General features: G+C 63.7%; 15 protein-coding genes. 10 read left to right on the top strand and 5 right to left on the bottom strand.

Going from position 1 to position 12,268, the window contains the following annotated elements; translation table 11 throughout:
- The 5 genes from H9Q09_RS01105 to H9Q09_RS01085 are packed head-to-tail and all read right to left on the bottom strand — an operon-like array spanning position 1 to position 6,220.
- On the bottom strand, positions 1 to 1,578 hold the full coding sequence (locus tag H9Q09_RS01105) for a phage portal protein (protein WP_187389564.1): 1,578 nt from the start codon (positions 1,576 to 1,578) through the stop codon (positions 1 to 3).
- On the bottom strand, positions 1,575 to 1,796 hold the full coding sequence (locus tag H9Q09_RS01100; RefSeq protein WP_187389563.1) for a hypothetical protein: 222 nt from the start codon (positions 1,794 to 1,796) through the stop codon (positions 1,575 to 1,577). The genes H9Q09_RS01105 and H9Q09_RS01100 overlap by 4 nt, the downstream gene beginning before the upstream one ends.
- On the bottom strand, positions 1,796 to 4,843 hold the full coding sequence (locus H9Q09_RS01095) for a terminase gpA endonuclease subunit (protein WP_187389562.1): 3,048 nt from the start codon (positions 4,841 to 4,843) through the stop codon (positions 1,796 to 1,798). Before H9Q09_RS01095 ends, H9Q09_RS01100 begins: the two co-directional genes overlap by 1 nt.
- Complete coding sequence (locus tag H9Q09_RS01090) at positions 4,812 to 5,519, bottom strand: hypothetical protein (RefSeq protein WP_187389561.1); 708 nt, start codon at positions 5,517 to 5,519, stop codon at positions 4,812 to 4,814. Before H9Q09_RS01090 ends, H9Q09_RS01095 begins: the two co-directional genes overlap by 32 nt.
- The gene (locus H9Q09_RS01085) at positions 5,519 to 6,220 is read right to left on the bottom strand and encodes a hypothetical protein (RefSeq protein ID WP_187389560.1); all 702 of its coding nucleotides are present in this window, start codon (positions 6,218 to 6,220) and stop codon (positions 5,519 to 5,521) included. Before H9Q09_RS01085 ends, H9Q09_RS01090 begins: the two co-directional genes overlap by 1 nt.
- Before the next feature lie 2,120 nt (positions 6,221 to 8,340).
- Here H9Q09_RS01085 and H9Q09_RS01080 point away from each other — a divergent pair.
- The 10 genes from H9Q09_RS01080 to H9Q09_RS01035 all read left to right on the top strand — a co-directional run bounded on the left by H9Q09_RS01080 (position 8,341) and on the right by H9Q09_RS01035 (position 12,219).
- Positions 8,341 to 8,844 (top strand): hypothetical protein, encoded by a 504-nt coding sequence (locus H9Q09_RS01080; RefSeq protein ID WP_187389559.1) that lies wholly within the window; start codon positions 8,341 to 8,343, stop codon positions 8,842 to 8,844.
- Positions 8,845 to 8,958: 114 nt separating this feature from the next.
- Positions 8,959 to 9,174, top strand: coding sequence for a hypothetical protein (locus H9Q09_RS01075; RefSeq protein WP_187389558.1), 216 nt, complete (start codon positions 8,959 to 8,961; stop codon positions 9,172 to 9,174).
- A gap of 166 nt (positions 9,175 to 9,340) precedes the next feature.
- Positions 9,341 to 9,520 carry a hypothetical protein gene (locus H9Q09_RS01070; RefSeq protein ID WP_187389557.1) on the top strand — a complete coding sequence of 60 codons (180 nt, stop codon included), beginning with the start codon at positions 9,341 to 9,343 and terminating at the stop codon, positions 9,518 to 9,520.
- Positions 9,517 to 9,729: a hypothetical protein gene (locus H9Q09_RS01065; RefSeq protein WP_187389556.1), complete on the top strand. Its 213-nt coding sequence runs from the start codon at positions 9,517 to 9,519 to the stop codon at positions 9,727 to 9,729. The genes H9Q09_RS01070 and H9Q09_RS01065 overlap by 4 nt, the downstream gene beginning before the upstream one ends.
- Positions 9,726 to 9,863: a hypothetical protein gene (locus H9Q09_RS01060; protein ID WP_187389555.1), complete on the top strand. Its 138-nt coding sequence runs from the start codon at positions 9,726 to 9,728 to the stop codon at positions 9,861 to 9,863. The genes H9Q09_RS01065 and H9Q09_RS01060 overlap by 4 nt, the downstream gene beginning before the upstream one ends.
- A gap of 206 nt (positions 9,864 to 10,069) precedes the next feature.
- Positions 10,070 to 10,420, top strand: coding sequence for a hypothetical protein (locus H9Q09_RS01055; RefSeq protein ID WP_187389554.1), 351 nt, complete (start codon positions 10,070 to 10,072; stop codon positions 10,418 to 10,420).
- An 82-nt stretch (positions 10,421 to 10,502) separates the two neighbouring features.
- Entirely contained in the window at positions 10,503 to 10,817 is a 315-nt protein-coding gene (locus tag H9Q09_RS01050) for a hypothetical protein (RefSeq protein WP_187389553.1), read from the top strand.
- 32 nt (positions 10,818 to 10,849) lie between these two features.
- Positions 10,850 to 11,173 (top strand): hypothetical protein, encoded by a 324-nt coding sequence (locus tag H9Q09_RS01045; RefSeq protein ID WP_187389552.1) that lies wholly within the window; start codon positions 10,850 to 10,852, stop codon positions 11,171 to 11,173.
- A 131-nt stretch (positions 11,174 to 11,304) separates the two neighbouring features.
- Positions 11,305 to 11,796 carry a hypothetical protein gene (locus H9Q09_RS01040; RefSeq protein WP_187389551.1) on the top strand — a complete coding sequence of 164 codons (492 nt, stop codon included), beginning with the start codon at positions 11,305 to 11,307 and terminating at the stop codon, positions 11,794 to 11,796.
- 114 nt (positions 11,797 to 11,910) lie between these two features.
- Entirely contained in the window at positions 11,911 to 12,219 is a 309-nt protein-coding gene (locus H9Q09_RS01035) for a hypothetical protein (RefSeq protein ID WP_187389550.1), read from the top strand.
- Positions 12,220 to 12,268 lie beyond the last annotated feature (49 nt).

Below are 12,268 nucleotides of genomic sequence, written 5' to 3'. Positions count from 1 at the left end.
CTAGCCGTTTGATTTGGGCTGGTCGGTTTGCTCCGCGACCCACTGAGCTTGACCGTTGATCGCCACTCGCCGGGGGTCGCAATCGAGGACGATCGCGTCGTCGTCGAGCTTCTTGTTGCGGTCGGCGATCTGCTGCTGGACCTTGTCGGGATCGTAGCCCCGCTCGGTCACCTTCTCGTCCCACGGGATGAACCCGTTGCGGACTTCGAGCATGTCAGCGCGGACGTCATCGATCGGGGTGATCGACTGGAACCGCGGGACCGTCCACTCGACCGGGTAGTCCCCGTCCGGCAGCAGCCCGGTGATGATGCAGGTCTCGATGAACCAGGTCCAGATCCGGTCGCAGAACATCGGGATGATGAAGTTCCACTGCATCGTGCGAACGAACTGCTGATAGGCCAGCTGCCCCATCTTGCCGGAGGCGAACGTCACCTGGCTGAGGTCGTTCGTCAGCAGCTCGTAGGGCATGCGAACTCCCGCCGAGATCCGTCGCTGATGCGAGCGGATGTAGGCCTCCTGACCCGCCGAGACCGACGGGTTGTTGAAGTGGATGTCGTCGCCTTCGTTCGCGTAGGCGAACATGCCCGGCTCGAAGCGTTCGACCGGGTCACCATTGCCGTCCCGAACGCCGCGATACTCGTCGATCCGAGAACCTTGCTCCTCGTATTCGCCGTCGTCGTTCGGCAGGAACTGGTTCGGATCTTCGCTAATCTCGTCGTCGTCATCGCGGCGAGTGATCACGCCGACGTTGCAGGCCTCGATCTTCTTACGGACCAGCTCGGCCTCGTGGTATTCGTCGAGATCCTTCAGATCGAGCATGACCGGCGCGAACCACGGAGCGCCGCGCGTCTGGTTGCCGCGAGGCTCGAACAGATGCGCGACCTCGGTGGCACGGACGGCGCTACTCTTCATGCCGAAGGGCGACGCCGAGGACTGCGGGTGCTGGGGGAAAAGCCAGTAGGCCTTCCGCCCGCCGATCGCATCGAACTCGATTCCGTTGACCGCTCGGTTCCGGCCCGTTGTCGGACCATGCTTCGAACTGTCCAGGAACTCGGCTTCGAGGAGCTGCACCTGCAGGGGCACCTTCAGGCCATCGGATGCCTTTCGCATCCGCATCCGGGCGAAGATCTCGCCGTCGACGACCATCGTCCGGACTGCTTTGTGGCAGAGGCCGTCGAAGGTCAGAAGCCCTTCAGGATCAATCCTCTTCGTGAAGGCCTTCCAGAGATCGTTGACCACCTCGTCGCGCGCGGGGTTCTGCGTCCGCGACTTCGCGATGATGCCGGTGCCGATCATGTAGTCGGCGTGTCGAGTGGCGCCGAGCGTCGCGATCGCGTTGTTCCGGTCGAGGTCTCGCGACCGCTCCCGCAACTTCGGCGCAGCGCGGCGGAGCTCGTCGTCATTCGTCCCGGGCCTCGTCAGCCAGCCGGATGTCCGGCGGCCGACTGCGGCAGCTTCGTATCCCCGGCGCTTCTGCGTCCCGGCCAGGACATCGGTCTTCTTGCGATAGGCCAGGCGCTCGGCCTCTCGCTTCGGCGAGAAGTATCCGATCGTCCTGTCTAGGATGGTGCGCTTCATCTGAGCCCCGATCGGAAGGTTGCGAGGGTGGCGGTCCGACGCCGACGGCCGTTGCCCATCTTCCGGATCTCACGTTCGAGATCCTTCTGGGCTCGGGCCATGTCGTCGTCGGACTTGTAGGTGACGTCTCGCTCGTTGAAGATCACGCGCTTGACGCCGGATCGCCGGGCCTCTTTGAGGCTGTCGAGCTGTTTTTGCAGTTCTGCGATCGTGGCCATCACCAGATGCTTTCTCGTTTCAGCCAACCGGCTCCGCCACGCTCAGGACGGCGTCGCGGTGCTGGACGGCGGGGCTGCAGCTCGTCGTCGGTGATGTCGGCGCCCGATGTCTTCTTCGGAGCCAGGTCCACTTCAGCGGCCGGCTCCTTCTTGCGGACCTTCATGGCGGGGCCGGCGCGAAGCAGATGCAGATTGAGCATCATCGCGCAGGCGCCCTGCATGGATTCGCAGTCGAAGAAGTGGTTGTGCTTCGAGCGGGCGACCCACTTGGTCTTGCCGTTCGCCAGGTTGACTTCGGCTTCCGAGACCATGTGCTGCAGGAAGTCGTCAGAGACGTCTTCCGGCAGGACCCATTCGCCGACCTCATCCTTCGGCCACCTGAACTTCTGGTGGAGCCACCGCTTGAAGAAGCCGGTGTCGAGGATGCGGATGTCGAGGCCGCGCTTGTAGGCCTTGCCGTCCAGGTTGATGTCGAGCTTGTTCGCCGCGATCGGCTTGCGCATCGGGTTCGATGCACCCTTCGTCGCATAGGCAAGCTTCGGGAAGCGCCGGCAGAAGCGGTAGACCATGTTGTCCGGCACCGCGAACTTCTTCCCCGGCCGATAGCCGGAGTCGATCAGCGCAAGCTTGATCGGGATGCCGTCGTAGAGATCGGTCAGCACCACGCCGAGCTTGTTCCACACGTCCAGCTCAGCCGTGTCGCCGTAGATCTCGGACGCGATGATCTGAGCGGACGAACCGCCCTCACCCCAGCCGCGGATCACGTAGACCAGCCGGTCCTTCTGGACGTCGCAGGTCAGCGTCAGTATCCGGACCCACTCCGGAATGTCGCCGGTGACATAGGGCCGGGCCAGCTGGCGCAGCTCCTGCCATTCCGGAGCATCGCCGTCGCCGGGCGAATAGAGCTCGCCCATACCGTTGACGATCGCCTGGACATCGTCGGTCTTGCCGGAGCGAGCCGCTTCGACAAACTCCGCCGCCCGCTGCCCCCAGGGGACGAACGGCGAGCACAGCCCAGACACCCAATAGGACAGCGTCCATGCCTCGGGGTCGGCGCCGTTCACCGTGCCGTCGTTCATGACGGCTTGGCCAGGAGCGACGAAAACGCCACGGGCGTTCATGTCCTCCAGGTCGTCGTAGAGAATCGTCTCGGTGCAGAACTCGCAGACCATGTGCGCGGTCTTGTGAGCGAGGATCGGCGTCGACGGCAGTTCCTTGCCCTCGGCATCGAGAGGCTTCTCCCACTTCAGGTTACGGAAGCGGGGGATGAAATACTCGCTGCAGTGGGGACACGGCACGGCCCAATGATACCGGCTGCCGGACTGCCACATGCGCCAGATGGTCGAGTGGATCTCCTTCGGGTCCTGGTCGGCCCAGAAGTGCAGCTCGCTCGCCTCGTCGAACACCACGTCCGAGAGACCACGCGAGGGGGACGACGTCGCGAAATGGACGAAGTCGGCGTAGGCGTCGCCGCGGCGATCGGCCAGGCCGATGACGTCACCCTGGCCCTTCACGTTGGCCAGCATCTTGTCGACCTCGTCGGTGACGATCAGGCCGAGCGACTGCGCAGCGAGCGCGGTCGCGGAGCCGCCGTGCACCAGGCGAAGCGTTACGCCGGCGATCACCTTCTTCGCCTTCGTCCGTTTCTTGCGCCCAGCCTTCCGGCGGAGCGAGATCGACTGCTTGATCAGCGCTTCGACGCGCGGCTCGAACTCGTCGTCGAGGATCTGCTTGGACGGCGCGATGAACGCCATCGGTGTCGGCGCCGTATCGAGGCGGTGGCCGAGCACGTCCATGGACAGCTCGGTGTTGTGTGTCGGGATCATCCGCTCGCCCGCGAGAAACAGGTGAGAGGCGGACGAGACCGCAATGCACTTCACCGGCCGACTTTCGACCGGCGTGATGGCGCGGATGTAGCGTTGGCGGCTCAGATGCCGACGCGAGGCCGCGTCCTCAGCAGGAAGCTGCGCCTGCTTGCGCTCTAGCCCAAAAACGGCTTGGTCCCGGTAGGCTCGGAACTCAGCTTGGTGAACGGTGTAACCGTCGGCCGAAATGCGGGTCCGCATCCGAGGACGGAATCCGAGTCCTGAGAGAAGCTCGATCATGCCGTCGGCCAACACCTTCGACACCACGGAGAAACGGCAGGTGCCGCCATTCGGCGTACCGTCGGTGTCCATGAGGCCGCGGAGCAATGCCCAGCGGCTCTCTTCGGGTGCGCGAAGGTACGAGATCGGGATGTGCTTGTTGCCGAGCACTCCGATGGCGCGCAGCTGCTTCTGTAGATTTTCAGCGGCACCGCGCGCCACACGCGCGCCGCTCGCGTCGCGTCCAAAGACGCCGACGCGGTTGCATGTCCGCTCACGGACGACGGAGGTTTCGACGCCACGGTCGCCGAGGTTCGCAACCATGTCGACGAGGTCTTCGTCGCCAACCGATATTGCTGCGCAGCGGGAGTTGCCATCGCCGAGCCACGCGCCGAGCACGTAAGGATCGACCGGAAGCGAGTTGGCCTCACAGTGCAGCGGCGCAGCGATCGGAATTGAGAAGCGCGACGCACCACCAGTCCGCGCAACGCCAATGTCGATCATGTCCTGGGTCGTCAGAATTTCCACGCGCCGCTCGATCCCAGACGGGACCTTGTGAGCGCGATTGACGGTCCAGAGGTGGCCGGCGTCGGCAATTATTGACGAGCCATCACAGAACTCGACACGATAGCAGACGTGCCCGAGCATCACCGGCGATACACCGGTGACGAGACAAGGCTCGCCGCGCTCATCAAACAAGCGGTCGCCCGGCTGCACCTTACCCATCGTGGTCCAGCCGGACGGGGTGGGAAGGCGCGTGTCGAGTGCTAGCGCCTTCGACATTTGGGTGCCGAACACGGCGACCACTCGGCGATGCGTGCGCGCGGCGATCGCGCGCTCGATCGGGATAATGTACGGGGTCAGCGACGGATCACGCGGTCCGGGGATCGCAGCCGTCTTCGGATAGACCCGGTTGGTGCTCGCCCACTCGTCAGGCGTCATCCTCTTCGGGGTCTTCAGCATCGCTGAGACCCGTGCGAAGAGCCTGTGCTTTTTCAGCGAAGCCCTGTGAGAGCCGGTCACGCTCGGCGTTGCAGACATCCTCGATCCTTCGGCGTTCCTTCGGATCGCGTGTGATCCTGGCGGGCAGACCGCCGATCACCTCGACGAACAGGCCGGCGGCCTCGTCGAGTGCGTCCATCGCCTCATCGAGCGCGATGATCTCTCGATCTTCGCGCGCCATCTTCCGGGCGATCTCTTCCTGCCGCTGCTCGCGCAGCTTGTCGGCACTGGTCGATGCCGACCGGCGCTTCTCGGATTCGGCACGAAAATTCACGAAGGCTGCGACGGCGGCGACCGTGTTGAAGGCACCGCGCCCTTCCTTCTCGATCACCCCTTCGTCGACGAGCTGTGTGAGCCGTCGGTCGGTGATCGATAGAAGCTTCGCCAGCTCGGTCGTGCCGATCGTCTCCGGCAGCTTGGGCTTGGCCGGGCCCTTCGGCCGGCCACCCTTGTTCCTGGCGGGCGCCTTGCTGGCGCTTGCCGGCGGCGCTTTCGTCGTCGAGCCCTTGCCGGCACTGCGGGAAGGAGACCGCGCGCCAGTTCGGGTTTCCGGAAGCTGCGGGGAGGTTCCGCGCTTCACCTTCGACGACGGCGCCGCCGGCAAACTCCGGGGTTTCGTCTTCTTCGCAACAGGCATCAGAACCTCATCAGCGGGGTCAGCCGCTTCATCACCTTCTGCTCCAGCTCCACCGGAGCGACAGCGAGGAAGGTGGCGAGCGACGCATCCTTCGGGATCTCCTTTTGGAGCGCCGGACCGTACAGCCGACGGACCTTGCCGTAGCGGATGCCACTCGAGGCGAACCGTCCGCGGTCGTCGCGGTTCTGGTCGGGCTTCGCGCCGAACGTCCAGAGCGCTTTCGGCGCCGTGCCGGACCCGCCGGCACTCTTCGGCAGGAGCGCGAAGAAGCCGCTGCCGGTGGCGAACGACCGCTTGAAAACTCGGGGGTTGTTCCAGACGCCGGACCGGACCGAGCCGGCATCACCTGCCCCACGTCCTGAGTTGAACCGTGCAGCGGCGGCGCCGCTCATCTTCATGGCCCGCAGGCCCTTGTAGATTTCGATCCGCTGGCCGCCTGGCACGCCGAAGATCTCGTAGGCGAGCTGGGCCTTACGCGGAATGCCACGGGTGCCTGAAACCACGTATCGCTGATAGTGCCCTTCCTTCAGGGCCATCTGCCGGTAGACCGCTCGCTGGACCTGCGTCTTCGTCTTGCGGCCCGCGTCGATCACACCTCGGTTCGCGTGCTTCTTCCAGTCTCCGCGACCGAAGAGTGCAGCGCGATCCCGGAGGGAAAGAACCAGCTTCACGTTCGTCTTCTGAACGACGATCCGGGCCACGCGAACCTCCTACGAAATCAGGCAATCGGAAGCCGAGAGGCAGCCAATCCCGCTAAGTCCTTGGCGTGGAATCAGAAAGTCGATCGAGAAAATCGAAAAAACTCCGAAATCCTGCGCTGCGCTCGACCCGCGGCGGCCCCCGAAAACCCAGAAAGGACCCAACCGTGGGGTGCGGTGCAGCATGTGCGGTGCAGCGGGTGCAGCGCATCATCGGCCGTTGTGCATCGCACCATGTTGCAGCGCACACACGACGCAAGCGCCGGTCGCTCAAGGCGTCCAGCGTTGGTGCAGTGCGGGAAGTGGTGGGGTGTGCAGTGCGGGATGTTGCAGCGCGCAATTCGTCCCGTCGGAACCGTTTTGACTCTTGCCCGGGCTTTTGTCCAGCCCGGGGGGAAAGGCTCAAAGCATTGGCTTTGCTACGTAAACGCTAACCTTAGACGCTTGTGCAGCCCGCTACGTTGCTCGCTTGGCCGGTCCCTATAGGGCCGGCCGCAACGTTGGCTCTCTACGTTCCGCGAGGCGGATGATATTGCGGCGCGTCAATTCCGCAATCGCGACGTGGCCGGCCGGCTTTGGGCCGGGCCGGACGTTTCCCGGACATATGGCGGACATTCCCCGGACATTCCCCGGACATTCCGCGACATCGGGGAAAGTGCCCGGCGTTCCGGGAAATTGTGGATAACTTTCCGGGCGCCGGCCGGGACGTGGCGATGGGCGCCGGGAACGGGGACGGCCGGCCGGGGACGATAGGCGGACAAGCGCCGGACATATGCCGGACGATTGGCGGACATTCCGGGGACAAGCGCCGGACGATTGGCGGACGGTCGGCGGACATATGCCGGACGCGACGGGGACAAGCCGGGGACATGCTCAGAACGGCCGGGGACGGCTCAGGGTGGCGACGGGGACCGGCTGGGACGTTCTGGGACGTGACGGCCGGGGAGCGGCCGGGGAGCGGCTCAGGGGGCGGCCGGGGACATTGGCGAGGCGGACGGCCGGCCGGGATGTCACGAATTGACCAGGTGAACGGCCGGGGGCGTTTACCAGGTGAACAGGGGCGAAGTGGGCCGGATTTAGGAAAATCAACGGCTTGGCGATTTTCATAACCTTCTAGCGGTTTAGAAACGGCCGGCTTGCGGTGCTGGAAACGGCCGGTCGACCTTGGCCAAGCGGCTGAAAACATTGGCGAAACGGGTGCGAATTGAGGTCGAGAAACGGCCGGTTTCGGCCGGTTTTCGATAGGCTGAACCGGGCAAAGCCAAGGGCGCTTGAAAGTTTGTTTCTCAATGTTTTCATTATCTTGGCTGATTTAGGCGAATTATTTTCGTTTTATCGCTGGAACAAGCGGAAAGTTCTGTGGTTATGTTGGTCATCGGCAAGCGGACGACGAAGACCGGGCCGGACGGGGAATGTCCCCGGGATCATTGAAAATCAGGATCGGGGATGCTGCCAAACGGCAAGCGGTTCCTTCCAAGCTTTCCGGGAAACCGGGGACGGGTGAAGGCGATTGCGAAACCGGGCGGACAACGGCAACCACGAAACGCAATTAGGGCGACCAAGGTCGGACCAACGACGGCATGACAAAGCCGGACGGATGGAGGGGCAAAGGGAAGGAAGCGGCACAATCCACGCTTGCGAAAATTGGATTGGAGTTCGGAAAGACCGGGCGAACTGGCGGAAACGCTAGAGGCTGGGACTTCCATCGTGTGAACACGGAACGGGCAACGATTGGCGCGAATGCCAATCGGGGGAACACTGGCGCGAATGCCAGTAGGCAACGGCAAAGGGTAAAAGCTTTGCGGGACCTGCACTTAGTAAGCGAGCGATGGGACAACGGCGGGCACAGTGCCTAGCAAGATGGGGATAACCGAAAGCGAAACGGCCTTGAAAGCCGTTGAATGCCGATCACAGCGGCCGCGCACCCCACAACCGCAAAGGCATGGGCGGTTGGATAGTCAAACCAACGGAAAAAAAGCGACATCGGGATTGACGCGGTTCCCACTGAAACCGCGTCCGACAGATTGGAAAGTTTCAACGGCCGGGCTCGCAAGGGTCCGGCCGTTGCGCCGTTCCAATCGGAACGAAACGGCAATCGTGCCAAACCTCGAAAGGCTAAACCCATGTCCATCAAGATTCTCACCGGTAAGACCCTCGCCAAGCGCATTGCAGGCTATGGCAAGGTCGCCGCGACCTTTGCAGCCGCAACGCACGAAGTCGCCTATGGCGCGATCAACCATGTCGAGGTCCACCATTGCGCCTCGCACCTCAACACGCTCTACAACGTGACGCCGACCAACTATCGCGGCGCGCTGCGCAAGTGGGCCGTGAAATTCGGCAAGGTCGCATGGGACAAGGACGCGCTCGCCTTCACCTATGACGCCAAGGCGACGTCCGACCTCGAAACCGCCTTCACCGTGTCCCCGGCTGAGTACGCCACCGACGCGAAGAAGAACGCCGCCGACTTCGACGAACTCCGGACCCTCGAGACGTTCCTGAAGAAGATGCAGGAAAAGGGCGCGACCGCGAAGACGATCGGCGCCATCGAGGGCGCAATCCGCCTCCTGAAGAAGCCGGCCGGCGAAGTCGTCCAGATGCCCAAGGCTGCCGACCGCAAGGCTGCCTGAGCCTCGCCCCTGCCCACCTAGCTGCAATCGTGACGGGACGCCCCTACGGCGTCCCGTGACATGGCCGCTAGGCCAACCCCGCCAATCGTGGCGTCCTAATCGGAGATCCTGACCATGTGCACCGCTACGTCCGCCGTCGCCTTCATCCTCGATCACGGCCAGTTCGCCACCGTCACGCCCGACGGCCTGCTCGCCTCCGCCCCCTGCCTTGGGCCGGCCGATGGCATCGCTTTCCTCGACGACCGCGTGTTCGACGAGACGACGACCTTCCCCATCGACGACCGCGGCCACGTCTCACTGGATGACGTCCGCTCCTGGCTGGGCTACTGATGGCCCGGTCCCACCGCATTCGCGGCCCACCAACCGGCAACGGGCCTGCCTTTCGCCCGTTGCCCTACCCGAGCTGCATGACGATGGCCGCGCCCGCGCGAGCCATCTTCGGGCCGCTCGGCCCTTCCTCGGCAATCGTGCCGCACCTCCAGACCGGAGAACCGTCATGCCCACGTCCGACCTGCGCCATCCGCATTTCGAGACCTTCGCCCAGCGCGCCCGGCGCCAAGCCCGCGAAGACATCCGCCGCTTTCTCGACGCCCAGGAGCGCCGCAACCGCGCCATGGAAGGGCGCCGCATTCTGCCGGTCATCGCAGACGCGAGCCGCCCCGAGGTGCGCGCATGAGCATCCGATCACAATGGGGCATGGCCTGCCCGCAATGCGGCAAGGATCACGGCATTCAGATCGTCTGTCTGACCACCGTGCAGCTCACCACCGACGGCACGGAAGAAGTCCACGGCGGCCACGAATGGACCAACGAGTCCGCCGCCTCCTGCGACCTGTGCCAGTTCGATGGCGAGGTGAAGCACTTCAAGACGAAGGTGCGCGCATGATCGTCACCGTCACCTGGCACAACGCCGGCCCGCATACGATCTGGGCCAAGCTCGCCGCCCGCCTGGGCCGCGAGCCCACCTCGCGCGAGGCTGCCGACGAGGTTCGCCGCATCCTTTGGGAGGTGCGCGCCTGACCCGTTCGGCCGGCGCAAACATCCGCCGGCCCTTCCCTGCTCTCCAGCGAAAGGAGCATGCCATGTAGATCGCAGCGCGGCGCGCGCCCGGCGGTAAATCCCGCACGGCGCCTGGCCATCCTCGTCAGGCGCCGTTCCTTCCAAAAGAACACGTATTGACTCCTCCTCCTATGCGGAACGAATATAGAACAAACAGGAGAGCCTTCATGGAAATCAACGTCGCTTCCAGCCGCCCCCAGACCGCCGAAAAGCGGATCACGGAGTTCTACGTCACGCCTCCCTACGGGCCAGAATGGGGCGGCTCCGCGTGGATCGAGCCGCTTACTCGCTACTGCGAGACGGCATTCCCAGGTCTGACCATCCGCGTCACCGACGAGCCCGTGCTCCGGCTCCAGACACAGGTGAGCGTCATTCCTCTGACAGGCGTCGAGCACCCGACGAACCCTGACGCCATGATGATGCTGCCCGTCACCGACGAGACGCATTCAACCATGGCCGCAATCGCGAAGTGCGTTCAGCACTTCGATCCCTCCCGGCCTGCCGGACACTTCCACTAGCGTCAGACTGGAGAGCGTCTCCGCGCTCGCCTACCGGCCGCTAGGCCGACCCCCTGCCAATCGTGGCAACGAAGGATACACCATGCATTTCAGCACCCTCTCGATTACCGCCGCCGGCCTGTTCGGCGCGCTCCTCGGCGCGGTCACCGTGACCAAGCCGTCGCCCCTCGTCACCCTGCCGCAGGACCGGGCCATTCTCTGGTCGGCACCCTCCATGTGTGAGTTCGATTCCGACCCGGTGGCCTGCCTTATCGCGATCGGGGCGGACCCTATCCCCGACGACGATGTGCTCCTCGTCGGCCAGGATCTCGCCGCCTGCCGCCTTGCCGCCGAAGAGCCGACCGACGGCAACCTGCGCGCCTGCTACGGCGAGCCGGAGAATGGGGCGCCGTACTGATGCCCGCGCGCCCAGGGTCTATCGAGACCTTCATGACCATCATCCCGGCCGTAATTGGCGCTCCCGAGGAGCGGACCGTCATGCTGAAGCCGGAGCCCAGCTACGACCACCTGAAGGAGTTGCTGGCGCCGATATTCCAGCCCGGTGGCTTCGAGCACCTGACGGTCCTCTATCAGGGCGAGCGCCGTGATATGTTCGTCGGCGAGAACAGTGCGCTTGGATCTCAGCCCCGCAACATCACTGCCACGGCGATCTATCGGAACGCCTGGCTGACCCGGAACCCGCTCGATGATCCCGAATCGCTGCCACCCGTCTGTGGAGCGGCAGTGCTTTTCAGTCGGCGGGTATGGTTTTAGGTTACCGACCGTATAGCTGCCTTGGGCGCCCGATGGCCCGTCCGGCGGCGCGGACGCTTCGCTTGCGGCTCGATGACCGGAACGACAAAGTATGGTTCTTGCGGAGTCCAATCCCCAGTAGGAGGTCTTGAATGCTCAAGCGAGCAGCCGTTGTGCTTTGTTCCATCATTTGGCCCATCAGCGAGGCGTGTTCGCAGGGGACATGGACACCGCCTCACAACGACGAGCGTTACGCCGGGACCTATCTCTGCATACCTGCTCACATCGCGGCATTTCGTATGGATGATACTGGGGATGTATCGGAGTTGGATGAGAACCCCAACGACCACGCGTTCCAACTGACCGTCACGCCGAATATGCCGAAAGATTATCGGTTTGAGGAATACGCATCAAACTACACAGTATTTGTCAGCGACGAACGAAGTAAGATCCGAAAACTTTCGGAATGCTACCCCCTGAATGAGAATCAATCATATCTTCTCGGCGGCACAATTCTGTGCACCGCGAACCTATCTTTGTCATACAATTTTGACCTCGATCGGATGACATTCTTTTATGCACCTCGGATTGCAGTGCCCGGTGCGAAACTGTCGATGGCAGCGGGCTCCTGCAGTCGGCTTTAGTCGCCTGCGCCTCTAGCTCCCGTCTTCTAGCACTATCAACCACTCTGAAGTTCGCTTCAGAGTGACGCCGCCGGTCCGCCGGCACCCCGCCAATCGTGGCACGAAAGGAAGACCATGCAGCCCGAACGCTCGCCCATGCCGATGAAGACCTCTCGCCCGACGATGGAGGTCTTCGGCAACAACGGCACCCTCACCGTCGACGTGCAGACCGGCACCGTCCTCTGGCTTGATGTCAGCGACGCTGACGACGCCGAGATCTACTCCGTCATCCAGCGCTTCAACGTGCAGGAATGGCGCGGGTTCTACGGCCAGGACCCGACCGACGTGTGCGAAGACATCCTCGCCATCGGCTTCTGGACGCTCGACGGCATCTACGAGCCGCCCGAAGACGACTATCGCGACTGGCGAGGCGACAGCCAGTAGCAGACCCAGCTCCCCCGCTCACCTCTGAGCACCCCCGCCAATCGTGGCA

Origin of the sequence: Aurantimonas sp. DM33-3 (assembly GCF_014334315.1) — a bacterium.
GTDB classification, from domain to species: domain Bacteria; phylum Pseudomonadota; class Alphaproteobacteria; order Rhizobiales; family Rhizobiaceae; genus Aurantimonas; species Aurantimonas coralicida.
This window is presented reverse-complemented; position numbering and strand designations above follow the sequence as displayed.